The sequence below is a fragment of the Streptomyces sp. NPDC002888 genome, assembly GCF_042888465.1.
Lineage (GTDB): Bacteria > Actinomycetota > Actinomycetes > Streptomycetales > Streptomycetaceae > Streptomyces.
On sequence record NZ_JBIAPU010000015.1, the window covers coordinates 55,960 to 80,056 of the forward strand.

Below are 24,097 nucleotides of genomic sequence, written 5' to 3' on the forward strand. Positions count from 1 at the left end.
AGTGCACACTGGCCGGTTCCCGTCCCTGGAGGCGCACCCCATGTCACATCGTCCGTTCCCGGGCCGCCGCAGCGTTCTGCGCGGCTCGCTGGCCGCGTCGGCGGCCCTCACCGTGCCCGTGGGCCTCGGCGCGGCACCGGCGTTCGCCCTGTCGGGGCGCCCCCAGGCGGGCTGGGGCGTGCAGACCGGCGACGTGACGACCGACTCCGGTCTGGTGTGGGTACGTTCCGACCGCCCGGCCCGGATGATCGTCGAGACGTCGGCGACCGAGTCGTTCCGCAACCCGCGCAGATGGCACGGTCCGCTGCTCGGCGCGGACACCGACTTCACCGGCACGACCCGGCTGCGCGGACTGCCGGCGGGCGAGCAGATCCACTACCGGGTGCTGCTGGCCGACCCGGACGACCCGCGCCGCACGGGCGAGCCGGTCACCGGCACCTTCCGGACGGCGTCCGCGAGGCGGCGCGACGGCGTGCGGTTCGTCTGGTCCGGCGACCTGGCCGGGCAGGGCTGGGGCATCAACCCGGAGCTCGGCGGCTACCGGATCTACGACGCGATGGCCGCCCTGGACCCGGACTTCTTCCTGTGCAGCGGTGACAACATCTACGCCGACGGGCCGCTCACCGAGACCGTGGCCCTGCCCGGCGGGCGGACCTGGCGGAACATCACCACGGAGGAGAAGGCGAAGGTCGCCGAGACGCTGGCGGAGTTCCGGGGCAACTTCCGCTACAACCTGCTGGACGAGAACCTTCGCGCTTTCAACGCGCGGGTCCCCTCCATCGTCCAGTGGGACGACCACGAGGTCACCAACAACTGGTTCCCGGGTGAGATCTTCGCCGACACCCGCTACACCGAGAAGAACGTCGACGTGCTCGCCGCGCGCGCCCGGCAGGCGTTCTCGGAGTACTTCCCGATCTCGACGCTGCGCCGCCCCGACGGCCGCGTGTACCGGGTCCAGCACCACGGCCCGCTCCTCGACGTCTTCGTGCTGGACATGCGCACGTACCGCGACGCGAACTCGCCGGACGACCAGAGCACCGACCCGGTGGGCATCCTCGGCCGCGAGCAGTTGGAGTGGCTCAAGCGCGAACTGACCCGCTCCCGGGCCGTGTGGAAGGTCATCGCCTCCGACATGCCGCTCGGCCTGGTCGTGCCGGACGGCACCGACGGCAAGCCGAACATCGAGGCGGTCGCGCAGGGCGACCCCGGTGCGCCGCTCGGCCGCGAGCTGCAGATCGCGGAGCTGCTGCGGTTCGTCAAGCACCGGCGGATCACGGGCACGGTCTGGCTGACGGCGGACGTCCACCACACCTCGGCCCAGCACTACGACCCGTCGCGCGCGGCGTTCAAGGACTTCGCGCCGTTCTGGGAGTTCGTCTCCGGTCCGCTCAACGCGGGCGCCTTCCAGGCGAACGCGCTGGACGGCACCTTCGGCCCGGACCGCGTCTTCGTCAAGGCGCCCGCCACCGCCAACGTGTCACCGGCGGACGGTTACCAGTTCTTCGGCGAGGTGGACATCGACGGCGACAGCGGGGAGCTGACGGTCCGGCTGCGCGAGCAGGACGGCACCGTACTGTTCACCCAGGTGCTCCAGCCGGGTCGCGTCGGTCAGTAACTCCCGTAGCCTTGAAGGGTGCCGCGTACCGGCGCCATCCCTCGGTACGCGGCACAACTGTCAAATAGGCAACAAATGGGTCAGATGTACGCTTTACCCATCAGTCACAATGCGTTCGTGATCACGCAACACCCTTCCTTCACAGTGGGCGTATGACTGAAGACATGTCCGCTGTGACCCTGCTCCTGATCTCGGCCGTCGTCCTGGCCACGGCGGTCGCCTTCTTCACCTGGTGGTCACGCCGCCACGGCCACGCCCCACCGAAGAGCGATACCGGCGCCCGGCCGCCGGCCGGGGAGAGTGGCCTGTGGCGGATGCGGACGACCGTGAAGGACGAACCGGGATCCCTGGCCGCGCTGTGCACCGCCCTCGCCGGCCACCGGGTCGACATCCTCAGCCTCCAGACGCATCCGCTCGGCGCGGACACCGTCGACGAGTTCCTGCTGCGCGCCCCCGGCGCACTCGCGGCGGACGAGCTCGACCGGGCGGTGTCGCTGGCGGGCGGCACCGGCACCTGGATCGAGCGGGCCGACGCCCACGACCTGGTGGACGCGCCGACCCGGGTCCTGGGCCTGGCCACCCGTACCGCGCTGGACGCGGCGGAACTCCCGCTGGCGCTCAGGCAGTTGCTCGGCCGGTGCACGATCCGCTCGCTGCCCGCCCGGCCCCCGGGCGGTGGCCGCGGCACGGACGGTGTGCCGGTGGAGGGGGTCCTGGAGGACACCGTGATGCGGCTGCGAGCGCCGGAAGGCGGAGTGATCACCGTGGAGCGGCCGTATCTGCCCTTCACGCCGACCGAGTTCGCGCGGGCGCGTGCCCTGGTGGAGCTGGACGCCCGCCTCGGCCCGCGCGTCCCGCGCAGCGACGACGTGCTGACGCTGCCCGAGGGCAACGACATCACCATCCGGCGGGCCGACACCGGTGACATCGAGGCCGCGAAGGCGATGCACGAGCGGTGCTCCCCACGCACTCTCGGGATGCGCTACCACGGGCCGCTCGGTGACGTGGACCGCTACCTCAACCACCTGCTCAGCCCGCGTTTCGGCCGCACGCTCGCGGCGCGGACCGCCTCCGGCCGCGTCGTCGCCCTCGGCCACCTGCTGTGGGACGGCGACGAGACGGAGGTGGCCCTCCTCATCGAGGACGACTGGCAGCGCCGGGGCCTCGGCGGCGAACTCCTCACCCGGCTGGTCGCGATGGCCGTCGAGGCGAACTGCGCGAGCGTGTACGCCGTGACGCAGTCGTCCAACACCGGCATGGTCGCCGCGATGCGCGGCCTCAACCTGCCCCTCGACTACCAGATCGAGGAGGGCACCCTCGTCGTCACGGCCCGCCTGGACACGGCGGCGGTCGGCTCCGCGCTGCCGTACGACCGGCCGTCGCGGCGGTTCGTACGGGACTGAGCTCAGACGCGGCTCACCGGCTGCCGCACCCCCAACGCCCCGTCCAGGTCGGCCCACAGGTCCTCGACGTCCTCCAGGCCCACCGACAGCCGCAGCAGCCGGTCGCTCACCCCGGCGCCCCTGCGGTCGTCGGCGTCGACGATGCGATGGCTGATCGAGGCCGGGTGCTGGATGAGGGTGTCTACGCTGCCGAGGCTCACGGCGGGGGTGATCAGGCGGACGTCGGCGATGACCTCGTGCGGGTCGCCGGCCACCTCGAAGGCGATCATCGCGCCCCCGATGCGCGGATAGTGGACGCGGGTGACGCGCGGGTCGGCGGCGAGCCGGCGGGCGAGCTCGGCGGCGTTCGCGGAGGCGGCCCGCACCCGGACCGGCAGCGTCGAAAGGCCCCGCAGCAGCAGGTATCCGGCCAGCGGATGCAGCACCCCGCCGGTGGCGAACCGCACCTGCCGCAGCCGCCCGGCGAACTCCTCGTCGCAGGCCACCACCCCCGCCATCACGTCCCCGTGACCCCCGAGGTATTTGGTGGCGCTGTGCAGCACCAGCCGTGCGCCCTGCCCGGCGGGGCGCTGGAGCACGGGCGTGGCGAAGGTGTTGTCGGCGAGCAGCGGCACGCTGCCGCAGGCATGGGCGACGGCCCGCAGGTCGACTTCGGCGAGGGTCGGGTTGGCCGGGGACTCGACCATGACCAGGCCGGTGTCCGGCCGCAGCGCGTCCGTGATCCCGGCCGGGTCGGTCCACGTCACCTCCGAGCCGAGCAGCCCTGCGGTCAGCAGATGGTCGCTGCAGCCGTACAGCGGGCGTACGGCCACGACATGGCGCAGTCCGAGAGAGGCCCGTACAAGAAGGACCGCGGTCAGCGCGGCCATGCCGCTGGCGAACGCGACCGCGCTGCCGGTGCCCTCCAGGCGGGCCAGGGCCGTCTCGAAGCGGGCGACGGTCGGGTTGCCCAGGCGGGCGTAGACCGGGGGGCCGTCCGGTTCGGCGCCGGTGGTGGCGAAGGCGTCGATGCGGGCGGCCTCTCCCCGGCTGTCGAAGGAGGGGTAGGTGGTGGACAGGTCGATCGGCGGGGCGTGCAGGCCCTGCCGGGCCAGGTCGTCCCGCCCGGCGTGCACGGCCTCGGTGGCCAGTGCGCGGGGTGTTCTCGCCGCGGTGCGGCGTACGTCGTCGTACGCGTGCGTGCTCGCTGAGACTGAGTCCATGGACGAGAGGGTGAACAGCGACCGGGTCACAAGGAGGCTGGGCCGTGTTACGTTCGGCCGATGACCGAGTCCGTCGTACTGGATCCGGTGGATCTCCAGCTGCTGCGGCTGCTGCAGAACGACGCCCGGACGACCTACCGCGACCTCGCCACCCGGATCGGGGTGGCGCCGTCGACCTGCCTGGACCGCGTGACACGGCTGCGCCGTGCGGGCGTGATACTCGGGCACCGGCTGCGGGTCGATCCCGCCAAACTGGGCCGAGGCTTGCAGGCGCTGCTGTCCGTGCAGGTCAGGCCGCATCGGCGGGAGCTGGTGGGGCCGTTCGTGGAGCGGATCCGGGCGCTGCCGGAGGCGCGGACCGTCTTCCACCTGACCGGCCCCGACGACTACCTGGTCCATGTCGCGGTCGCGGACATGGCGGACCTGCAACGGCTGGTCCTGGACGAGTTCACCGCCCGGCGTGAAGTGGCCCGCGTGGAGACCCGGTTGATCTTCCAACAGTGGGAGTGCGGACCGCTGTTGCCGCCGGATACGCCCTCGGCTCAATCCGGATGACGGCCGCGGCCCCTCGTACGAGGATGGTCCGCATGTCAGAGACGAACAGCCCGCTGCCCCGTGAGGTCGCCGACGCCTACGTCGAAGAGCTCATCGCCCTCGATCCGGTCACCGGCACCTACCTAGGCGTACGGGAGAGTTCGAGCCGTCTCCCCGACCTCTCGCCTTCCGGTCAGGAGGCGCTTGCCGAACTGGCGCGGACGACCCTCGCGCGGCTCGACGAGGCGGAGCGCCGGCCTGGGGCCGACCGTGACATCGAGCGGCGTTGCGCGCGCCTGCTGCGCGAACGCCTCACTGCGGAACTCGCCGTGCACGAGGCCGAGGAGTGCCTGCGCGCGGTCGGCAACATGGCCACGCCCGCGCACCAGGTGCGCGAGGTGTTCACGGTGACGCCCGCGCAGACGGACGAGGACTGGGCGGCGATCGCCGAGCGGATGCGCGCGGTGCCGGCCGCGCTGGCGGGCTATCGCGCGTCCTTGGCGCTCGGCCTGGAGCGCAAGCTGTTCGCGGCGCCGCGCCCGACCGCCACGTTCGTCGAGCAGCTCACCGAGTGGGCGGACACCGACGGGTCCGGCCGCGGCTGGTTCGAGGACTTCGCGGCCGCCGGTCCCGAGTCGCTGCGCCCCGAGCTGGACGAGGCCGCCCGTACGGCGACCGCGTCCGTCGTGGAACTGCGGGACTGGATGCGGGACGTGTACGTGCCGGCGATCGAAGGCGCGCCGAACACGGTCGGGCGGGAGCGCTACGCCCGCTGGGCGCGCTACTACAACGGTACGGATCTCGACCTGGACGAGGCGTACGCGTACGGCTGGGCCGAGTACCACCGCCTTCTCGCCGAGATGGAGAAGGAGGCCGAGAAGATCCTGCCCGGTGCCGCCACACCGTGGGTGGCGCTCGCGCACCTCGATGAGCACGGCCGGCACGTCGAGGGCGTGGACGAGGTCCAGAAGTGGCTGCAGGGCCTGATGGACCAGGCGATCGAGGCACTCGACGGCACCCACTTCGACCTCGCCGAGCGGGTACGGACGGTGGAGGCGTGCATCGCCCCGCCCGGTGGCGCGGCGGCCCCGTACTACTCGCCCCCGTCGGAGGACTTCTCGCGGCCCGGCCGCACCTGGCTGCCGACGATGGGCCAGACCCGCTTCCCGGTCTACGACCTCGTCTCGACCTGGTACCACGAGGGCGTCCCCGGCCACCACCTCCAGCTCGCGCAGTGGGTGCACGTGGCGCAGGACCTCTCCCGCTACCAGGCGACGGTCGGCATCGTCAGCGCCAACGCCGAGGGCTGGGCGCTGTACGCGGAGCGGCTGATGGACGAGCTGGGCTTCCTCACGGACGCGGAGCAGCGGCTCGGCTACCTGGACGCGCAGATGATGCGGGCCGTGCGGGTGATCGTCGACATCGGCATGCACCTGGAGCTGGAGATCCCGGCCGACTCCCTGTTCCACCCGGGTGAGCGCTGGACTCCGGAGCTGGCCGAGGAGTTCTTCGGGGCGCACAGCAGCCGTCCGGCGGATTTCGTCGAGAGCGAGCTGACCCGCTACCTCACCATCCCGGGCCAGGCCATCGGCTACAAGATCGGCGAGCGGGCCTGGCTGCTGGGCCGGGAGAAGGCACGCGAGCGCCACGGCGAGGCGTTCGACCTGAAGGCGTGGCACATGGCGGCCCTCTCGCAGGGTTCGCTGGGCCTCGACGACCTGGTGGACGAGCTGTCCGCGCTCTGACCGGCCGTTCAGCCGCTCAGCTGTTCAACGCCGGAACCCGCCCTCCGAGTCGATGACCTGCCCCGTGACCCAGCCTGCCTCGTCCGTCGCCAGCCAGGCGATGAGGCGGGCCGGGTCGTCGGGCATGCCCCAGCGGCCGGTGGGGAAGCGGGCGGCGACGGCCGCGTAGGCCTCGCCGGTCAAATAGCCGGTGTCCACGGGGCCGGGGTTGACCGTGTTCACCGTGACGCCGTGCTCGGCGAGTGTGGTCGACAGGGAGCGGGTGATCGAGGCGAGGGCGCCCTTCTGGAGGGCGTACGCGATCTCGCCCGGCATGCCGCCCGCGAGGTCCTGCCCGGACGTCATCATCACCACGCGCCCGCCCGGCCCGGGCGACGTGGCGCGCGCTCTGGCGTACGCCTGCACGAGCAGCAGCACCGAGCGGGTGTCGACGGCCCAGTGGGCGTCGAGCATCGCCGCGTCGATCTCGTCGAGGCTGCCGTCCGAGCCGCTGAGGGCGTGGTTGGCGACGAGGATGTCGAGCCGTCCGCCGAGCGCCGCAGCCGCGGTGGCGACCAGTTCGGCGGGCGCCGCCGGGTCGGACAGGTCGCTCGGCCCCGCGACGACCAGCGCGCCGGGGTCGCCCTGCGCCGCGCGGACGGAGGCGGTCACCTCCTCGGGCCGGTCGGCGCCCCAGGGCATCGCGGCGTCGTGCGGCACGTGGTGGTGCAGGTACACGCTCGCCCCGTACGCGACGAGCCGCCGTGCCACCGCATGCCCGATCCCGGCCCGTCTGCTCGCCCCGGTGACCAGAGCGGTCCGACCGCGCAGGGGCAGGGGGTCACGGCGCAGGTCTTCGGGGGCGGGATGCGGAAGGTAGGGCATGGGCACCCATGATGGGGAGCGGGGGCGGGCGACGCACTTGTTTTTTCACGGCGCCCGCGCGCCCTCTCAGTCCGCCAGTGCCCCTCGGTCCGCCAGTGCCCCTCGGTTCGCCTGCGTCCCCTCAGACCGCCTGCGCCCCCTCAGACCGCCTGCGTCCCCTCAGTTCGCCAGTTTCCGTATCTGCACCAGGCCCAGCCACGTCTCCGGCCCCGGCTGCACGTGAGCCGCGCGGACGGTGTAGTGGCCGGGGGCCAGCGCGACTCTGACGTGGTCGGTGCGGGTGGAGTCGTTGCCGGGCCAGGCCGCGTCGAACAGGAGCACCGGTCCGGGGACGGTCCAGCGGACCTCCGGCTCCCACAGCGCCGTCTCGAGCGCCGTCGGCACCTGGGCGAGGAGTTCCTCCTCGGAGTCGGCGGCGGCCCACCGTACGAAGGTGCCGTGGTCGGGAAGGTAGGTGGTGGAGGCCGGTTCGTCGCCGAACACGAGGGCCGCGCTGTCCCCGACGGGCAGCAGTCCGACGAAGCCGTCCACCTCGCAGGCCCGGTCGTAGTCCGAGGCCGTCTCCTCCCCGTCGGCACCCGCCCAGAACGGCAGCACCGCCTCCGGTACCGCGATGAGCGGCCCACCGCCCGACTCCACCCATTCCGCCGCGCCCGGTTCCGCGTATCTCACCATGGCGCAGAACCTACAGGCGAGGGGGCCGCACTCGGCAACCCGGCGGAACGCCGCATTCAGCAGCCGCAGTCCGCCGCGTCCACGGGCGCGGTCAACGGGTCGGCGTCGCGCCGCTCGCGGCCCTGCCAGGCCTCGGACTCGAAGCCCTCGCGCACCCAGTACTCGAACCCGCCCAGCATCTCCTTGACCTGGTAGCCGAGTTCGGCGAGGGCGAGCGCGGCGCGGGTCGCGCCGTTGCAGCCGGGACCCCAGCAGTACGTCACCACCGGCACGCCCCTGTCGAGGAGCTGCCCGGCCTGCTCGGGGATGAGCGCGGTCGGCAGATGGACCGCGCCGGGGATGTGGCCCTGGTCCCAGGACGCGGTGGAGCGGGAGTCGAGAACGACGAACCCGGGGTCGCCGTCGGCCGCGAGCGCGGCGGCGACGTCGGAGACGTCCGCGTGGAAGACGAGACTGGCCCGGAAGTAGGCGGCGGCCTCGGCCGGGGCGGCGGGGGCGACGCGCAGGACGGGGTTGTCGGCGGTCGTGCTGGTGGTCATGATCTGGCCCTTTCCCTCACGGGTCTCGATGCCAGAAATCTACGGTCGATGATCACCGGTCTGAAGGTGTGTTCCCCGGCAGACCTCTTGATCGGCCGGGGATTCCCCTGCTATCCCGGTCCCATGGCCGCGTTTTCCCCGGACGCCACCGACTGGCGCATCCTCGACGTCCTCCAGCGGGAGGGCCGGGCCAGCTTCGCCGAGCTGGCCCGTGCCGTCTCGATGTCCCCGAGTGCCGTGACCGAGCGGGTGCGGCGGCTGGAGGAGGCGGGCGTCATCCAGGGCTACTCGGCGGTCGTCGACCCCGAGCGGCTCGGTCTGCCGATCCTCGCCTTCGTGCGGCTGCGCTATCCGAACGGCAACTACAAGCCGTTCCACGACCTCGTCGCCGTGACGCCGGAGATCCTGGAGGCGCACCACGTGACCGGCGACGACTGCTTCGTCATCAAGGTCACGGCCCGCTCGATGCGCCACCTGGAGGAGGTGTCGGGCAAGATCGGCGCGCTGGGGTCGGTCACGACCAGCGTCGTCTACTCCTCACCGCTCCCCCGCCGCCCGCTGGGTCACTGACCGCGCTGCCGCACCACCGAGCCCGACCTGCCCTTCACGATCTCCAGCTGGGCGTGGATCCGCCGCCGCAGATCGGCGACGTGGCTGACGATGCCCACGCTGCGGTCGCGTTCGCGCAGGGAGTCGAGGACGTCGAGGACCTCGTCGAGGGTCTGGTCGTCGAGGCTGCCGAATCCCTCGTCGATGAAGAGCGTGTCCAGGCGGACCCCGCCGGCCTCGTCGGTGACCACGTCGGCCAGGCCGAGGGCGAGGGCGAGGGAGGCGAAGAAGGTCTCGCCGCCCGACAGCGTGGCCGTGTCGCGCTCACGCCCGGTCCAGGCGTCGACGACGTGCAACCCGAGCCCGCTGCGGCCGCGTCCGGCCCGGTCGGCGAAGTGGACGAGCGTGTAGCGGCCGGACGACATGCGCTGAAGGCGGACGGTCGCCGCGGCGGCCACCTGCTCCAGGCGAGCCGCCAGGACGTACGACTCCAGGCGCATCTTCCGCTCGTTGTCGGCGGAGGTGCCCGCGGTGAGGGAGGCCATGCGGGCGACCCGGTCGTGCTCCTCGCGCAGGGGTGCGAGGCGTCGTACTCCGGTCTCCGCGCGCGCGGAGAGGCCGTCGAGTTCCGTGCAGCGGCGGGCTGCCGCGTCCCAGGCGGAGGCGGCGGCGCGCAGCCGGGCGGCCGCGTCGGCGGCGGTCCGTTCCGCCGCGGCGAGGTCGGCGGGCGGCTGCTCGGCGGCGGCCGCGGTGTCGGCCTCGGCGAGGACCGCGCGGACGGCGGCCTCCTCGGTCTGCCAGGCGTCGAGGCGCCGTTGCAGCTCGCGGTGGGCGGCGTCGTCGAGGAGTGCGGCGGCCGCGGCCTGCGGGTTGTCGAACCCGGCGCGGAAGGCGGCCTCGGCGAGCCGCCCGTCGGCTGCCTTGAGGCGCTCGGCGCTCTCCTCGGCGGCCCGCGCGGTGTCGGCCGCGTCGGTGAGCCGGGAGACCTGCCGCTCCAGCTCCGCGGCCCGCGCGGCCACGCTGGCCCGGGTACCGCGGGCCTGCGCCAAATCCTCCTCCAGCGCGGCCCGTTCCCGCTCCAGGGTGTCCCGGCGGGCGGTCCTGGTCGCCGTGGACAGCGCGGCCTGCTGCCGGTCGGCGGTCCGCCGCTCATGCTCCTGCTCGGCCCGGCGCAGCTCCTCGTGCGCGGCGTGCAGGCCGGAGGCGTCCCGGCGGGCCTGCGCGTGAAGCCGTTCCAGCTCGTCGGCCTCGTCGGCGAGCCGGCCGGTCGGGGTGTCGCCGGCCTCCGCGGTGGCGGCGGCGAGCGCCTCGCGTACGACGCCGAGGCGCCGTTCGTCCTTGGCGTGCCGTTCCTCCGCGCGCTGGTAGGCGGCGAGGGCCTGTTCCTCGGCCTCGCGGTCGACGTGCCCGGCGTCCTTGCGCGCGGGGGCGGGGTGTTCGGTGGCGCCGCAGACCGCGCAGGGTTCGCCGTCGTTGAGGTGGGCGGCGAGTTCCGCGGCGATGCCGTCGAGGCGCTGTTCCTTGAGGTCGAGCCAGTGCTTCTTGGCCTGGAGTGCCTGCTCCTCGGAGGCAAGAACCTTCCGCTGGGCGTCCTCGGTGTCCCCGGCGAGCCGGTCGCGCAGCCGGGCCGCGCTCAGCCGCTTCTGGGCGGGCTCGCGCCGCACGGCGAGCTGTTCGGCGCGGGTGGCGGCCTCCTGGGCGGCCTCGATACGGGTCTGCAGGTCCGCGCGGGTCGCGTCCCAGCCGGCGAGCCAGCCCTCGCTCTCCGCCAGGATCTCCTCGTCGGCGCGCTCCTGGCGGTCCAGGTCGGCGCGCTCGGCGACGAGTTGGGCGAGGCGCTGTTCGGCGCGGCGGGCCGACTCCAGGCCGCCCAGTTCCTCGGCGGCGCGGCGGGCCGCTGTGGCGAGTCCGCTCGCACCGGCGTCCGCGTGGCCCTCCGGGAGCAGGGCACGCGCGTGTGCCGCGGCATCGGCCGCCCTGCGGTGCTCGGTCTCGGCCGCGTCGCGCAGCTCCAGCGCCGGCGCCACCGCCTCGGCCTTGCGGGACCGCTCCATGCGCGTCTGCGCCTCACGGTGGGCGTCGGCCCGCTCCTGCAGCCGTTGCGCCCGCTCCCGCGCCTCGGCGAACCGTCGCTGCAACCGCGCGACTTCGCGTACGTCGGCCAGGGCGCGCTCGGCGGCGGCGTGGGCGGCGTCGGCGGCGGCGCGTCCGCGGTGGGCGATGGTGAGCTGCTCCCGGGCGGTGCTGCGGGCGACGGCGGCCGCGGCCAGGACCTCCTCCGCCAGACCGGGCTCCCCCGGTGCCAGCTCGGGCAGTTCCATGGCCTCGCCCGCGGCCTGCTGCATGCGGTGGGCGTCGGCCAGCAGCGCGGCGTCGCCCTCACGCACCCGGGCCTCGATGGTGCGTCGGCGTTCGGCGAGGCGTTTCTCGACCTCGGCGAAGCGGTGGGTGTCGAACAGGCGGCCCAGCAGCCGGCCGCGCGCCTCGGCGTCGGCGCGCAGGAAGCGGGCGAAGTCGCCCTGGGGCAACAGCACGACCTGGCAGAACTGCTCGCGGCTCATGCCGAGGAGCTGGGTGATCTCCTCACCGATCTCCTGGTGGGAGCGGCTGAGGTCCTTCCAGGCGCCGGCCGTGGCGTCGTACTCGCGCAGCCAGCTCTGGGCCTTGTCCAGGGTCGTGCCCGAGCCGCGCTTCTTGGGCCGCTCCCAGGGCGGCTGCCGGGTGATCTCCAACCGCCTGCCCGCGACGGTGAGTTCGAGGGTCACCTGGGTGCGCGTGCCGGCCGCCGCGTGGTCGCTGCGCAGGGTCAGGCCCTGGCCGCTCTGCCGTGCGCCCGGAACGGAGCCGTACAGGGCGTAGCACACCGCGTCCAGGACGGAGGTCTTCCCGGCGCCCGTCGGCCCGTGCAGCAGGAAGAGCCCGGCGGCCGACAGGTCGTCGAAGTCGACGCTCTGGGAACCGCCGAAGGGCCCGAACGCGGTGATGTCCAGCCGGTGCAGCCTCACCGCGCCACCTCCCGCACCACGTCGTCCGCGCGGACGGCGTCGAAGGCGTCCCGCAGCACCTCCTGCTCACGCGTGTCGGGACCGGCGCCGCGCACATGGGTCACGAAGTCCTCGGCGATCTGCTGGTCGCTGCGGCCCGCCAGGCGTCGGGCGTACGACACGTCGGGGTCGTCCGGGGCCCGTTCCGGGGCGAAGACGAGGCTGAGGGTGTGCGGGAAGCGCTCGGTGAGCCGGGCCATGGGATCGGCCGGACGGACGGCGTCGGTGAGCGTGGCCTCGACCCACGCCTCCTCGTGCCGTGCCAGCTCCGGGCCGGCGAGCAGGTCCTCCAGCGTTCCGCGGATGCGGGCCAGCGCGCGCGGCACGGGGCAGTCGATCCGCTCGGCGGTGACCGTCCCGTCGGCGTCCAGGTCGACGAGCCACATGGTCTTGCGGTGGTCGGACTCCGAGAAGGAGTACGGCAGCGGGGAGCCGGAGTAGCGCACGCGCCCGGTGATGGTCTGGCAGCCGTGCAGGTGCCCGAGGGCCGCGTAGTCGACGCCGTCGAAGACGCCGGCGGGCACGGCGGCCACTCCGCCGACGGTGATGTCCCGCTCGCTGTCGCTGGCCTCGCCGCCGGTGACGAAGGCGTGGGCGAGGACGACGGAGCGGGTGCCACGCGCGCGCGTGGCGAGGTCGGCGCGGACCCGGTCCATGGCGGCGGCGAGCACGGCCTCGTGCCCGGCCCTCTCCACCCCGAACTCGTCCTTCACCAGGGCGGGTTCGAGATAGGGCAACCCGTAGAAGGCCACATCACCGAATCCGTCCGCCAGCACCACCGGCGTCCCGCACGCCGACGGCTCGGTCCGCAGATGGACGCCCGCCCGGCCGATGAGCCCGGCGCCCACCCCGAGACGGCGCGCCGAGTCGTGGTTCCCGGAGATCATCACCGTCGGCACACCGAGGTCGGCGAGCCGGTGCAGGGCGTCGTCGAACAGCTCGACTGCCGCCAGCGGCGGCACCGCCCGGTCGTAGACGTCCCCGGACACGACCACCGCGTCGACCTCCCGCTCCCGCACGGTCGCGACGAGGTGCCCGACGAACTCGGCCTGCGCACCGAGCATGTTCACCCGGTGGAACGCCCGGCCGAGGTGCCAGTCGGAGGTGTGCAGAATTCTCAAGACACTGCTCCGACCTGCATGTTTCCCCCTACTTCGCCTCTGGACTCAGCACCGAACCAGCACGGTTCCCGCTCTCAGCACCGACCACGCTAACGCCTGTCAGTACCTGGTCCATCACAGACCTCAGTCTGCCACCGGCATCTGGCGTCAGGTGGCCGTAGATGTCTGCCGTGATCTGAATGGTTGCGTGGCCGAGCCACCGCGACACTTCGAGAAGGGAGACACCGCCCGCGATGGCGCTACTCGCAAAGAAGTGACGCAGCGTGTGCGCAGTCCACGGCTCGTCGACATATCCCGCCCTCTTTACCGCAGCCTTGAATTCAGTCCGATAGTTCGAGTCGAGCACCTCGCCTCCATGATGGGCATGAAGAAGGTAGCCCTCATGGCCCAGGCCGTGCTGTGAAACATGCCGCTCGACTGCCGACCACACGAAAGGGGGAACAGGAACGTCGCGCCACTCACCTTCGTCGCGAGCCTTCAGAGGCGCCAACTCGGCCTTGTATCCATTAGACCGCTTCACTCTTACAAACTGACGCCGAAGCCGCAGCATTCCGGAATCGAAGTCTGCATACCGAACGGCGAGGACTTCCCCGATCCGCAAACCACATCCCGCCATTAGCCATACCGAGATAGCCCAATCAGACCGGATCTCTTTGGCGATATTCCTCACATCCTTCCCATCCGGGAGGGACTTCTCATCGAGACGCTTGGTCTTCATTTTGGGAATGGCAGCAAGAGTGACAGGCGATTCAGATATCCGCTTTTCAGCAACCGCAGACCGGAAGAGGGCGCGAAGCGGGGCCATCAACGTGTGGTAAACGGTTCTACGCGACAGACCTCCTGCAATCAGCGCCATACACATGATCTCAATGTCTCGCGGGGTGACGCTTACCAACATCTTTCGCCCGATGTGCGGCCCCAGATGGAGCTCGATATATCGAGCATAGTTCGCTCTCGTCGTATCCTTCACGGCACGCCGAGCCAGCCAGTCTTCCGCGTAGTCCCGCACAAGAATCCTGCCAAGATCAGGATCCAGGTATGAACGCTCACGCTTATCGTTTTCCACTTTGATTCCAAAATCGGCTGCCTCCCGCCGCGAATCGAATGACTTCTCACGCTGCCGTCCACCGCGCCCCCCTGGCTCTCGATATCGAACCGTCCATGGATGTCCACACCGATTTTTGGGGCATGGATAATTCAAACTCTTCTCATCTGTCTTGCACTTTTGAAATACCGTGGCCACGAGTTTCTTCTTCTCTCCTATCAGGCAGAGTAGTGCCGTTATCCATAGTTGTCTTCGAGATACGCTACGATGTCGCGCTCGCGGAATCTCAGGAGCCGCCCGACCTTTTGGGCCTTCAGCCCCCACTGGCGGTACTTGTTCCGCACCGTAATGTCACTGACCTTCAGCCATGCGGCCACTTCTTCCGGGGTCAGCAGCCGGTTGCTCCCCCCGGCGGTCAAGACGTCATCTCGCGATTGCAGGTAAAGTCGGAATCGGTGAGCGAGGCATGCGGGCCTGCCAGCCCAGATCGCAATTGGGCATGGGGCAGCGCGGATCGGCACATGGTAAGTGTTCCTTGCGAAGGTGCGCACGGGGCGACAGAGCGGAACCAACAACCCCGAGGACCCACGCCGACTCGGCGAAGGCACCGCTGACATTCAGCCATCAGGCGCTGCGGGTTCAGGGCAGCAGCGGGCCGGGGGCCGCGCAAACCTCCTTGCGTCTTATGCGGCGCTGCCCTACTGCGTCCGCCACGGCTCCACCGCCAAGCACAGCCGGGTGCGAACACCATCAAGACTCCGCACGATCCCCGGTTTGGGTAACCGGGGATCGTCTGCTATCTACCGCTCTGCACTACGAGAGCTGCCCCTCACTCCTTTCACCGCCTCGTTCAGGAAGCCAGGCGGTACGAGCCCAAAGTGAGAATCGTGCCCTCCGCGACAAGCACCAGCAGCCCGTCGCTGGTAAGGCGGTCGACGCCGCGCGCCACGACGCGCTCGGAAGCGCCAACGGCGTGGGGAGTGTGGCGGGTTGTTGCGGCGCCGGGATGTGCCGCGATGCACGCGAGGACCTCTCGGACGCGGAGGTAGCCGCGTTATAGCAAGTCCTCGCCGACGAGACCTGCCGCCGCCCAGACGCAGAGACACAGCCCTGTAGACAGGGCAGCGTAGTCCTCTGTCACCTGGACGATCCATGCGTTCACCGCGCTGAGCGCCATGAGGATGGAGGCAGTGATGGGGCAGATCGGATTGCGGGATTCGGCAGGTGGACTCCTTGGGGCTGCGCTCGGTCACGGGACCGAGTAGCGCGGGCTGCGGACTGGGGGCGACCGTCTGCCGGTTTGGCCCAGAAGCCCACATACCTACGCTGACCTGGTGTTTTCCGGGTCCTTGTACGTTGACATGATCCTGGAAGAGGTTCCAGTCCGTTGGGGCTCTTTCTCGTCTGCCGTGAGCTGAAGGTTTCCGGCAGACACTTACCTATTGCTCGAGGCCCCAGATCGGAGTGAAAGATCACAGGCCGGGCAGGGCGGCGTTGACGGCAGGCGAATGCGAGAGCGTCCGCGACCAGTTCGGTCCGTATGAGGGACGGCACGCCAGCGTCTCCGCTATCCCTGCTGGAGCGAAGACAACCGGCGGTGCTCTCCGCTCCAGCGCCCAGCAACGGGCATACGCGGGGGGCTTAAGAAGGCTGAACCACCGGCTGGATAGGGTCGCGGCAGCCGAGCCGGAAGGTAGTTGTATGCCCAACGACATTGTGATTGCGCAGACGACCAGCGACGACGAGGATCAGGCGAAGGCGTTGGCCCGGGGCGCGGTCGAGAGCAAGCTGGCAGCAGGCGTGCACATTGACGCGCCGATCACCGCCTACTACTGGTGGGAGGGCAAGATCGAGGCAGCGCAGGAGTGGCGGATCTCGTACATGACCACAACAGACCGTCTCCTGGCACTGGAAGCCTGGCTGCACGAGAAGCACCCGTACGACGTCCCCCAGTGGATCACGCTGCCCGTGACCGGCGGGTCGGAGGCGTACCTGTCCTGGGTTGTCGAGGAAACAGCAGCGGGCTGAGAAGCGACGGGCCCGCTGTACGTCGGCTTTCGCGTCCCGAGCTTGCCCGCGTGTACCTCACCGAGTGGCGCTCATGAAGCGAACTCCGCTAAATGCAGGGCTAGTTCGCGCCCTCCATCGGGGAGCGACGCTGCGATGGCCGCAGCGCGCTCCTTGCCCATCGTGTTGGGTTTGGCCTGAGCCGCTGCGGCGAATTGGCGTGACACGTAGACGCCTTGGTCGACGTCGCCGCCTCGTAGGAGGGCCGAAGCGAGATCACCGAGAGCCACGACGCCTCCGTCCGGAAGCTCCTCTCCAAGGCGGTCGACTGCGGTGTCAGCTGTGGACGTGAGTTCGGGGTTCGAGACGATCGCAGCAGCCCTCGTGCGGCCGGACTCTTGGCCGACGCCCGCTGGCGTGGTCTGCGAAGTCGTAGGCGAAGCGCGCGCACTCCAGCGCCCGGAGCGCATCCGCCTCATCGCCGACCGCCGCAGCTTCCTCCGCATGCCTACCGAGGACCCAGGCCGCAGCAGTCGCGTTGCCGTGGCCTCGCACGTCCCTGGTCGCTTGGGAGAGGAACTCCAACTTCGCCTTCGGCGTCGAGGCGCCATAGCTGGTATAGGTCAGGGCCAGAGCTCGGAGTGGAGGGTGGCCGCGCCACCGCCCTCCTTGCCTACGCCGGCCTGCACGGTCACAAGTACGCCATCAACGCCACGCTCGGCACCCCGGAACCCGGGACGATCCTGACCTCCGATCCGGAGGACCTCGCGACGCTGTGCGGTGGGCACGCCACCGTCATAAAGTCTGATCCTGCTGTGAACGGCCGTGCGCGCCTTGGACGCTCGCCCGAAATGTGGGCTGAGCTAGGTACTCCACTGCTGGTCGTCTTCTGGTGCCTGCCACAGGCTCAGCCACGGGTTCTGTGGAGGGACAGCGACCCATAGACCCAGCAGCGGGCAGACGGCCCAGTTTCAGGAGGACCGGCCCTGGACGACGTAACCCTGGACACTGTTCGCCCTCATCACACATGCCGGCCCCTACCTAAGCTTGACGATCACCGGTCCGCTCTTCGGCATCGCCTGGTTCCACCGCCGCAACGGGGCGCGGCCAAGGTCCGTTCTCCCGCTGGTAGGACTCTCTTGCGCCAAGGACGAGAGGGGCTGCCTACGGCGCTTCGTACTCCCTGGGCATGTGGATTTCTCCGATGGTGGCCGGGTCGCGTGGTACTGGAATGGCCTGGGTGCTGATGACCTGGGTGCCCGTGGCCTGGGCTGCGTTTGCCAGATCTCGCAGGACGTCGTCGACCACGGTGGTGCCGATGCCCTGCTGGTACGGGTTGTCCAGGAGCAGCAGGCCGGGGAAGGCGGCTTCTTCGTCGAGGTCGGATGCCAGGAAGAGGGTGGCGTAGCTGTAGGCCAGGAAGAAGAGCACCTTCGTCTCTGCCCCCAGGGCTTGGTCCCAGGGGCGGGTGCCGACGTAGAAGGTGAGGTCACTGTCGTTGATGGTGATGGCGCCCTTGACCCAGCCGCGTTCGCGGTATCGGTGGAGAAACTCGTTCATGCGCTCGGCGAACAAGGCGCATCGTTCGACGGAGGCGAGCGTGGCTGTGGCAACTGCCGCAGGCTCTTGGCCAAGTGTGTCAACAGCTTGTTGTGCAGCGGTGACGGCCTGGCTCGCTACCGCGCGGCGTTGAAGGATCTCTTCAATGGCAGGAAAAGCTGTCATCTTCTGTTCGAGCTGGGCGATCTGGGCGGCGAGGTTTTCGAGGCTGGCCATGAAGGGAGCCAGCTGCGCGGCGCGTTGTTCGTTGATGCGGTGCGCGAGCCGTGCCTGTTCGTCTTGGAGGGCCACTCGGCGAGTGCGGGCCGTCTGCAGATCGGCGGCAGTGCGGGCGGTGACGTCTTCCAGGTCGGCAAGTTCCGACTTGAGCGACCGGATCTCCACTTGTGCCCGTCGGCGGCGCTGGTCGTCGTCGACAGGTTGGAAGCACAGGTAGCAGGCGTCTTCGCCGTGCTCTCGGTGCGGGTCCACGCGTTGTTCGCACGCTGGGCAGAGTCGTACGGGGAGAGCGTCGAAGATCTCCACGGAGGCGATGAGGCGTTCCATGCGGGTCACTTCCGAGGTGACCGTCTGGGCGGAGTAGGCGTGTTCGCTGCCCAGTTGTTCGAGCGCAACGACCTCGTCGACCGCCAGTTGTAGCCGCCTGGATATGTCTTCGTAGACGCTCGTCAGTGACGAGTCGTATCCGGCCGCCACCGCGGTGGTGGACGTTCCCTGCAGGAGGCTGTTGATCTCCTGCGTCAGTTCGTGACGCCGTTGGCGAACCGCGTCGAGTTGGGAAGTGACCTCTTCCCGTGCGGTCGCTACCTGGTCTAGGGTGCGGGCGACGGGAATGCGGAGCCGTTCGGAGATGGCGGTGACGGCCTGCAATGTGCTGTCCTGCACGTCCCGCTCCACTGCCTGGGCTTCGGCGAGGCGCCGCTTGGCCTGGGCGACGGCGAAGTCCTTGGTGTCGTAGCGGGAGCCGGCGAAGCCGAGGAGCATGCTGATAACGCCGCGCCGGATGAATTCCTGCTCCTTGTTGGCGAAGCTCGTCCAGGACTCCTCGTTGCGGTAGAAGTGGCGCAGCAGGTTCCGGAAGGACAAGGGCGTCAGTTCGCTGGCTGTGGCCGGGTGGAGGCCCTTGGGGATGCGCAGGTTGGGCCAGCCCAATTCGCGCAGGATCCAGTCGGAGAAGTCGGCGTCGGTCATCTCGTCTCCGTCGACGTACACCTTGTTCATGCGCCCGTGCTGCAGGAGGCGGGTAAGGATGCGCGGGTGTCCGTTGAGCCGGATCGCGGTGGAGACCTCGATGTATTCGTCGGAGACGGCAGCACCGAGAGCGTCGATCATCCCACCACGGTCGCCGAGGCAGTAGTCGATGACCTTCAGCGTGGTGGTCTTGGAGCTGTTGCGGGGCCCGCTGAGGATGTTCAGCATGCCGGTCCCGAAGGCATACTCGTCGATCTCTGCGGTGTTGTGGACGAGCCTGACGGAGTCGATCCTGATCCCGCGGTCGGGGTGGGCGGTCACGGACTTTGTCATGGCCGGATCTCCTGGCGGAAGGGCGCATTGCCGACCTCGTCTGGGAACAGGTCGTAGATCAGGTTCTTCAGGTCGGTGCCCGACATCGCGGCCAGATTCCCCTGCATGGCCTGACAGCGCCGGACCAGCGGCTGGAACTGGCGGGCCTCGGCAAGGCGTTGCGCTGTCCTCTTGCCGACAGCTTTGAGCTTCACGCGTTCGACCCGGTGGCTCGTGACGGTCACGAGGTCCCTGGAGATGAGGAAGGCGAGGAACTGCCGGTAGCGCTGGTCCCAGGGCCCGTAGCGGTAGCGGATCATCGGTGCCTCGACTTCGGACGGGTCGCGGGCGAGAAACGCGGTTTCGGCATCGACGGCTTCCGGCATCGCGGCGTGGGCCCGCTCCAGGAACCCCGGATAACGCACGAAGAAGTCAAGTTTGGCGAACTTCGTCCGTCCCTCGATGTAGGGACCGGGCTCTTCACCGCAGAGGTAGATGAGCAGCAAGAGCCGTGCGGCGTGGAAGTCGGGAGAGTCGTCCGGGTCCCAGGCGCGATACAGCGGGGGCACCACGCTGCTGCCGATCTTATGAGGCATCGGCGTACCTGTTCTGGCAGCGTGCCGTGATGTCGGAAAGCACTGCGTGCGCCTCGGCGAGGGTGAACTGCCGGCTGGTCACCTCGGGCATCTCGCTCACCGCCACGAGCGTCTCGAAGTACGCCGCTGAGCCGGCGTCGAGACGTCCGGCGCGTCGCTTCGCCATCATGAGCGTGCAGATGGCATTGATCTGATCGGCCAGATCGTCGTATGCGCGGCGCCGGGTGCCGATGCTGGCGCGGTAGGTGCGACGAAAGGCGAGCATGGCATCGTGCTGAGCTTCCACTTCGGGCTCCGGTATTTCGGCAGCCCGTAGCTTGTGCTTGAGTTTCATCAACAGTTCGGTGGAACCGTCTCGCCGCCGCCCGGTGGCTCTGCGCACGCTGTCATCCAGGGCCGCGCCGAAGTCGTCCGCAGTAAAGACTCTCGGTCGCAGCTCAAGGGCGCTGCGGGCGATGTATCGGGAGATCAGCCAGATCATGACCTCCTCGACTTCCTCGTACAGCGGTTTCTCTCCCAGGCACGCCTCCACCAAGGGCGCAAGCCGCGCCATGGCCTCCGCCTCGACCTGGTCGATGGTGCGCGCCTCCACCAGCACGTCCAGACGGTCGACGCACCATCCGATGTCCCTGCTGTCCGGCAGTTGCACCCCGCGGAGCCTCTTGACGATGTCTGCGCGGGCCTCCGCACTCACCGGACCGCGAGGACGGTCCCGTTCCACGACGAACTCGTACAGGTCCCGCTGGGGCGTCTCGTTGACGATGAAGGTGAACCGTGTGCCGTCCGGCAGCGGCTTGCCCAGGAACAGCTTGCCCAGGTAGCTGCTGTCTGCGGCCTTCTTCTCCTCCGGCCTGCAAATGTTGGCGATACTGTGCCGCGTCCCGGCTTCCTCGATCGTCTTGACCTGCCGGTATACAGGGGCGCCGTCCTGATGGCACAGGATGTCTTCCAGGTCCTCCCACGAGACAGCCGTCCACTGCCCTTCGAGCATGTCCAGGCAGTCCAGCAACGTGACGGCATCCTGGTAGGCGAACCCGCGCCTACTCCGACGGCCGCCGTCAGCAGGCGCGAGAGCCACGGCCACCTCGCGCGCACTGACGCACACCACTGAACCCTCGATACACGGCAAAATGGCCTGTCCGCACAGTTCCCCCATAAGCCACTTCGGAGCGTGCAGTAGATCACTGCATCACCCAGAAGAGCAACGGTCGTGCAGAACATCGGCCTCGCTCCGTGTCCGTGCCGCTACAAACGCAACACCCCAGGAGCACGTACCGACGAACGGCGGGCCCCGGACGCCCGCGTGGGGAACTCGCAGGCACCGGAACGGCCCGGAGCTCCCCGCACCGATGATCATTCGCACCCCGCCGAGCGGCTCGGTTCAGAGCAGCGGGACTAACATCGCGGCCATCCCCAGAGCCATGGCCGCGTGGCAGGCCGGCGACCACGCATCGGCCCGCGCGTCCGCTACCGGCCCCGGCCCGCCCGCGGGCGTCGCGCTGGTGGCGTCGAAGGCGCGGGCCAGCCAGCACAGCGTGAAGGCCAGCAAGACGAGGGCCAGCACGACAGCTGTCAGCGTGCGTCCGGTGCCGGCGAGGCTCATGGTGGCCCGCCGCCACCCGCCGACATGTCCATTCCCGCCCTGCCCTGACCGGCTCCGCCAGATCCCTGACCCGCGGTCATGCCGCCGGAGTCCATGACGGCGACCATCCAGACCATCGCCGCCATCATCACAGCGCGGAACAGCGAGCCGAGCAGAGTCCTGAGGCGGAATCCGCCGTCGGCACGCCACAGCGCGGAGCACACGAACCACAGCGCGCCCGCCGCGGACACGACGATCTGCGGCAGGGCCAGCACGTCCATGCCCCGCGGCCAGACCATCGCGATCATCGAGAGCCACTGGCTGCTCCCTGTCACGCTCGCCGGCACCGCCCTGTTCGCCCTCGGCCTGATCGGTATGCCGCTCGCGTTGGTGCGCGGCCACGGCCGACGCCAGCAGAACTCAGAGGCCACCTCGCCACATGGGGCTGCCCACCATGAGCACACCGTCCGACCGGACCGGGACTGCCGGATACGGTGCGCGCGGCGGCAGCCTGGTTGGCCAAGGAGGGGAAGCGTGACCGACACCAGCGACACCCGATCCGCCGACAGTGCAGCGCACGCGACCCAGCGGACCCAACTGCACCGCCTGATGCGCTTCATCCCCGTGATCGCCCCCGTCCTGTTGTGGGCCGTGCCCTGCTGGGTGCTTCTGTACACCGGCCAGCACTGGCGGCTCCCGGTCACGCTGGCCGGCACCGCCCTGTTCGTCCTCGGCCTCGTCGTGATGCCGCTCGCGATGGCGCGCGGCCACGGCCGGCGCCAGCAGGACCGGGCGGCGATCGTCGGGGACACCCTGCTGGGCAGCAGCTGGGTTCTGTTCACCTGGTCCGTCCTGCTCGGCGTCCTCCTGCGGCTCGCCCTGACCGTGGCCGGCGTCGGCGAGAGCCAGGACCGCGCCCGGATCGTCACCTGGGCCGTCCTCGGCACAACCGCCCTCCTGCTCGCCTGGGGGTACGCCGAAGCCCGCCGCGTGCCGCGCGTGCGCCGCCTCGACGTGCAACTCCCCCGGCTGGGTCCCGGGTTGGACGGCACCCGCGTCGTCCTCATCACCGACACCCACTACGGCCCGCTCGACCGCGCCCGCTGGTCCGAGCGGGTGTGCGAGACGGTGAACACCCTGGAAGCCGACCTGGTCTGCCACACCGGCGACATCGCGGACGGCACGGCCGAACGCCGCCGCGCCCAGGCCGTCCCACTCGGCAGCGTGCGAGCCACCCGGGCCCGGGTCTACGTCACCGGCAACCACGAGTACTACAGCGAGGCCCAGGGCTGGGTCGACCTGATGCGCGAACTGGGCTGGGAGCCGCTGCGCAACCGCCATCTCCTGCTCGAACGCGGAGGCGACACCCTCGTGGTCGCCGGCGTCGACGACGTCACCGCCGAGTCCTCCGGCCTGCCGGGCCACCGCGCCCACCTCGCCGGAGCCCTGAACGGCGCCGACCCCGGCCTACCCGTCCTGCTCCTCGCCCACCAGCCCAAGTTCATCGACCGGGCGGCAGCCGACGGCATCGACCTCCAGCTCTCCGGCCACACCCACGGCGGCCAGATCTGGCCCTTCCACCACCTGGTCCGCATCGACCAGCCCGCCCTCGCCGGCCTCAGCCACCACGGCACCCGCACCCTCCTCTACACCAGCCGCGGCACCGGCTTCTGGGGCCCGCCCTTCCGCGTCTTCGCCCCCAGCGAGATCACCCTGCTCGTACTCCGCAGCCCGCACCTGCCCACCACGCCGTAGCACTGGGCGCCGGCCCCCATCGCGCACGACGGTCGTGACACGGTGCCCACGCACGCCTCGGCGGTGACCGCCCGTTCCGCCTGCCCGCTCCCGGGGACGACGATGCCGCTCCCGGGGTCGCGCCGGTGTCACTCGTCGGGCGGTTCCGTGGCCACTGACAGGTACGACCGCTCGATGTCGCGGCGGTTGCGGCGCAACTCCGCGCCGGTCCCCGAGAGTTCGACTCGGCCGTGACGCAGGACACGCCCCCGGTCGGCGATTTCGAGGACGAGGCGACAAGGCCACCGTGCACACCTTGGACTGAACTGGCCGTTCACCAAGAATAGTTGCATGGTGGCCTGCCCCGTTCTCAGGGAGCATTCACCGGCAGCCGATGCACGCGAGGGCACGGAAACGGCGCACTTCCCAGCCAAGATCAGCTACACCACGACACGGGACACCGTCCGACCATCGACGACGAGGACCAGGCGAAGGCGTTGGCGCGGGGTGCGGTTGAGAACCGGCTGGCCGCCGGCGCCCACATCGACCAGCCGCTCACTGCGGTCTACCGGTGGAAGGGGGCCATCGAGGCGGTCCAGGAATGGCAGATCTCATACAAGACGACCACGGATCGACTTCCGGAGCTTGCAGCGTGGGTGGCAAAGGAACACAGCTACGAGGTTCCGGAGTGGATCACCGTCCCGGTTACCGGCGGGTCCGAGGCATACCTGTCGTGGGTGGTCGAAGAATCGTCCCGCAGTAGATCCACAGAAGTGAGC

The 24,097-nt window shown here is 70.1% G+C and carries 20 protein-coding genes and 4 pseudogenes; 9 read left to right on the forward strand and 15 right to left on the reverse strand.

Features of this window, described 5'->3' with window-relative positions; genetic code table 11:
• Nucleotides 1-40 precede the first annotated feature (40 nt).
• Nucleotides 41-1,615, forward strand: coding sequence for an alkaline phosphatase D family protein (locus tag ACFYWX_RS24150; RefSeq protein ID WP_389426158.1), 1,575 nt, complete (start codon nucleotides 41-43; stop codon nucleotides 1,613-1,615).
• A 164-nt stretch (nucleotides 1,616-1,779) separates the two neighbouring features.
• A complete protein-coding gene (locus tag ACFYWX_RS24155) occupies nucleotides 1,780-3,018 on the forward strand; it encodes a GNAT family N-acetyltransferase (RefSeq protein WP_389426159.1) in 1,239 nt (412 codons plus the stop codon).
• A gap of 2 nt (nucleotides 3,019-3,020) precedes the next feature.
• Here ACFYWX_RS24155 and ACFYWX_RS24160 read toward each other — a convergent pair whose 3' ends face one another.
• A complete protein-coding gene (locus ACFYWX_RS24160) occupies nucleotides 3,021-4,220 on the reverse strand; it encodes a trans-sulfuration enzyme family protein (RefSeq protein WP_389426160.1) in 1,200 nt (399 codons plus the stop codon).
• A 60-nt stretch (nucleotides 4,221-4,280) separates the two neighbouring features.
• Between ACFYWX_RS24160 and ACFYWX_RS24165 the strand changes: the two genes are divergently transcribed.
• Nucleotides 4,281-4,775 (forward strand): Lrp/AsnC family transcriptional regulator, encoded by a 495-nt coding sequence (locus ACFYWX_RS24165; RefSeq protein WP_389426161.1) that lies wholly within the window; start codon nucleotides 4,281-4,283, stop codon nucleotides 4,773-4,775.
• A 32-nt stretch (nucleotides 4,776-4,807) separates the two neighbouring features.
• Complete coding sequence (locus tag ACFYWX_RS24170; protein ID WP_389426162.1) at nucleotides 4,808-6,499, forward strand: DUF885 domain-containing protein; 1,692 nt, start codon at nucleotides 4,808-4,810, stop codon at nucleotides 6,497-6,499.
• Between the two features lie 24 nt (nucleotides 6,500-6,523).
• On the opposite strand, the gene ACFYWX_RS24175 is transcribed toward ACFYWX_RS24170, so the two are convergent.
• From ACFYWX_RS24175 to ACFYWX_RS24185, 3 genes are all read right to left on the reverse strand, one after another.
• On the reverse strand, nucleotides 6,524-7,363 hold the full coding sequence (locus ACFYWX_RS24175) for an SDR family oxidoreductase (RefSeq protein ID WP_389426163.1): 840 nt from the start codon (nucleotides 7,361-7,363) through the stop codon (nucleotides 6,524-6,526).
• A gap of 159 nt (nucleotides 7,364-7,522) precedes the next feature.
• The gene (locus tag ACFYWX_RS24180; protein ID WP_389426164.1) at nucleotides 7,523-8,038 is read right to left on the reverse strand and encodes an immunity 21 family protein; all 516 of its coding nucleotides are present in this window, start codon (nucleotides 8,036-8,038) and stop codon (nucleotides 7,523-7,525) included.
• 56 nt (nucleotides 8,039-8,094) lie between these two features.
• A complete protein-coding gene (locus tag ACFYWX_RS24185) occupies nucleotides 8,095-8,577 on the reverse strand; it encodes a rhodanese-like domain-containing protein (protein ID WP_389426165.1) in 483 nt (160 codons plus the stop codon).
• Between the two features lie 123 nt (nucleotides 8,578-8,700).
• On the opposite strand from ACFYWX_RS24185, the gene ACFYWX_RS24190 reads away from it, so the two are divergent.
• The gene (locus ACFYWX_RS24190; protein ID WP_389426166.1) at nucleotides 8,701-9,147 is read left to right on the forward strand and encodes an Lrp/AsnC family transcriptional regulator; all 447 of its coding nucleotides are present in this window, start codon (nucleotides 8,701-8,703) and stop codon (nucleotides 9,145-9,147) included.
• Here the strand turns inward: ACFYWX_RS24190 and ACFYWX_RS24195 are convergent.
• The 4 genes from ACFYWX_RS24195 to ACFYWX_RS24210 are packed head-to-tail and all read right to left on the reverse strand — an operon-like array spanning nucleotide 9,141 to nucleotide 14,953.
• On the reverse strand, nucleotides 9,141-12,131 hold the full coding sequence (locus tag ACFYWX_RS24195) for an AAA family ATPase (RefSeq protein ID WP_389426167.1): 2,991 nt from the start codon (nucleotides 12,129-12,131) through the stop codon (nucleotides 9,141-9,143). The genes ACFYWX_RS24190 and ACFYWX_RS24195 overlap by 7 nt on opposite strands.
• A complete protein-coding gene (locus tag ACFYWX_RS24200) occupies nucleotides 12,128-13,291 on the reverse strand; it encodes an exonuclease SbcCD subunit D (RefSeq protein WP_389426168.1) in 1,164 nt (387 codons plus the stop codon). The genes ACFYWX_RS24195 and ACFYWX_RS24200 overlap by 4 nt, the downstream gene beginning before the upstream one ends.
• Before the next feature lie 28 nt (nucleotides 13,292-13,319).
• Nucleotides 13,320-14,534 carry a tyrosine-type recombinase/integrase gene (locus ACFYWX_RS24205; RefSeq protein ID WP_389426169.1) on the reverse strand — a complete coding sequence of 405 codons (1,215 nt, stop codon included), beginning with the start codon at nucleotides 14,532-14,534 and terminating at the stop codon, nucleotides 13,320-13,322.
• Between the two features lie 38 nt (nucleotides 14,535-14,572).
• On the reverse strand, nucleotides 14,573-14,953 hold the full coding sequence (locus ACFYWX_RS24210) for a helix-turn-helix domain-containing protein (protein WP_389426170.1): 381 nt from the start codon (nucleotides 14,951-14,953) through the stop codon (nucleotides 14,573-14,575).
• Nucleotides 14,954-16,037: 1,084 nt separating this feature from the next.
• On the opposite strand from ACFYWX_RS24210, the gene cutA (ACFYWX_RS24215) reads away from it, so the two are divergent.
• Nucleotides 16,038-16,364, forward strand: coding sequence for a divalent-cation tolerance protein CutA (gene cutA / locus ACFYWX_RS24215; protein ID WP_389426171.1), 327 nt, complete (start codon nucleotides 16,038-16,040; stop codon nucleotides 16,362-16,364).
• Between the two features lie 71 nt (nucleotides 16,365-16,435).
• Here cutA (ACFYWX_RS24215) and ACFYWX_RS24220 read toward each other — a convergent pair.
• Both ACFYWX_RS24220 and ACFYWX_RS24225 read right to left on the reverse strand, forming a co-directional pair.
• Nucleotides 16,436-16,702 (reverse strand): annotated as a pseudogene (locus ACFYWX_RS24220) (transcriptional regulator); the annotation flags it as partial.
• Nucleotides 16,703-16,753: 51 nt separating this feature from the next.
• Nucleotides 16,754-16,997 (reverse strand): annotated as a pseudogene (locus ACFYWX_RS24225) (transcriptional regulator); the annotation flags it as partial.
• 2 nt (nucleotides 16,998-16,999) lie between these two features.
• Here ACFYWX_RS24225 and ACFYWX_RS24230 point away from each other — a divergent pair.
• A pseudogene (locus ACFYWX_RS24230) lies at nucleotides 17,000-17,146 on the forward strand (DNA-binding protein); the annotation flags it as partial.
• A gap of 361 nt (nucleotides 17,147-17,507) precedes the next feature.
• On the opposite strand, the gene ACFYWX_RS24235 reads toward ACFYWX_RS24230, so the two are convergent.
• The 5 genes from ACFYWX_RS24235 to ACFYWX_RS24255 form a co-directional block, all read right to left on the reverse strand.
• Complete coding sequence (locus ACFYWX_RS24235; RefSeq protein WP_389426172.1) at nucleotides 17,508-19,415, reverse strand: hypothetical protein; 1,908 nt, start codon at nucleotides 19,413-19,415, stop codon at nucleotides 17,508-17,510.
• A gap of 8 nt (nucleotides 19,416-19,423) precedes the next feature.
• The gene (locus ACFYWX_RS24240) at nucleotides 19,424-19,978 is read right to left on the reverse strand and encodes a hypothetical protein (RefSeq protein WP_389426173.1); all 555 of its coding nucleotides are present in this window, start codon (nucleotides 19,976-19,978) and stop codon (nucleotides 19,424-19,426) included.
• 13 nt (nucleotides 19,979-19,991) lie between these two features.
• Entirely contained in the window at nucleotides 19,992-21,080 is a 1,089-nt protein-coding gene (locus tag ACFYWX_RS24245; RefSeq protein ID WP_389426174.1) for a dsDNA nuclease domain-containing protein, read from the reverse strand.
• 303 nt (nucleotides 21,081-21,383) lie between these two features.
• The gene (locus tag ACFYWX_RS24250) at nucleotides 21,384-21,605 is read right to left on the reverse strand and encodes a DUF5134 domain-containing protein (protein ID WP_389426175.1); all 222 of its coding nucleotides are present in this window, start codon (nucleotides 21,603-21,605) and stop codon (nucleotides 21,384-21,386) included.
• Nucleotides 21,602-21,892, reverse strand: a complete 291-nt coding sequence (locus ACFYWX_RS24255) for a DUF5134 domain-containing protein (RefSeq protein ID WP_389426176.1) — start codon at nucleotides 21,890-21,892, stop codon at nucleotides 21,602-21,604. The genes ACFYWX_RS24250 and ACFYWX_RS24255 overlap by 4 nt, the downstream gene beginning before the upstream one ends.
• A 226-nt stretch (nucleotides 21,893-22,118) precedes the next feature.
• On the opposite strand from ACFYWX_RS24255, the gene ACFYWX_RS24260 reads away from it, so the two are divergent.
• A complete protein-coding gene (locus ACFYWX_RS24260) occupies nucleotides 22,119-23,339 on the forward strand; it encodes a metallophosphoesterase (protein ID WP_389426330.1) in 1,221 nt (406 codons plus the stop codon).
• Nucleotides 23,340-23,788: 449 nt separating this feature from the next.
• Nucleotides 23,789-24,073 (forward strand): annotated as a pseudogene (gene cutA, locus ACFYWX_RS24265) (divalent-cation tolerance protein CutA); the annotation flags it as partial.
• Nucleotides 24,074-24,097 lie beyond the last annotated feature (24 nt).

Coding starts and splice junctions, on each gene's coding strand:
- ACFYWX_RS24255 (WP_389426176.1), bottom strand. CDS start 21,892: ATGATCGCGATGGTCTGGCCGCGGGGCATGGACGTGCTGGCCCTGCCG.
- ACFYWX_RS24250 (WP_389426175.1), bottom strand. CDS start 21,605: ATGAGCCTCGCCGGCACCGGACGCACGCTGACAGCTGTCGTGCTGGCC.
- ACFYWX_RS24170 (WP_389426162.1), top strand. CDS start 4,808: ATGTCAGAGACGAACAGCCCGCTGCCCCGTGAGGTCGCCGACGCCTAC.
- cutA (WP_389426171.1), top strand. CDS start 16,038: ATGCCCAACGACATTGTGATTGCGCAGACGACCAGCGACGACGAGGAT.
- ACFYWX_RS24185 (WP_389426165.1), bottom strand. CDS start 8,577: ATGACCACCAGCACGACCGCCGACAACCCCGTCCTGCGCGTCGCCCCC.
- ACFYWX_RS24190 (WP_389426166.1), top strand. CDS start 8,701: ATGGCCGCGTTTTCCCCGGACGCCACCGACTGGCGCATCCTCGACGTC.
- ACFYWX_RS24155 (WP_389426159.1), top strand. CDS start 1,780: ATGTCCGCTGTGACCCTGCTCCTGATCTCGGCCGTCGTCCTGGCCACG.
- ACFYWX_RS24175 (WP_389426163.1), bottom strand. CDS start 7,363: ATGCCCTACCTTCCGCATCCCGCCCCCGAAGACCTGCGCCGTGACCCC.
- ACFYWX_RS24210 (WP_389426170.1), bottom strand. CDS start 14,953: ATGTCAGCGGTGCCTTCGCCGAGTCGGCGTGGGTCCTCGGGGTTGTTG.
- ACFYWX_RS24180 (WP_389426164.1), bottom strand. CDS start 8,038: ATGGTGAGATACGCGGAACCGGGCGCGGCGGAATGGGTGGAGTCGGGC.
- ACFYWX_RS24160 (WP_389426160.1), bottom strand. CDS start 4,220: ATGGACTCAGTCTCAGCGAGCACGCACGCGTACGACGACGTACGCCGC.
- ACFYWX_RS24150 (WP_389426158.1), top strand. CDS start 41: ATGTCACATCGTCCGTTCCCGGGCCGCCGCAGCGTTCTGCGCGGCTCG.
- ACFYWX_RS24165 (WP_389426161.1), top strand. CDS start 4,281: ATGACCGAGTCCGTCGTACTGGATCCGGTGGATCTCCAGCTGCTGCGG.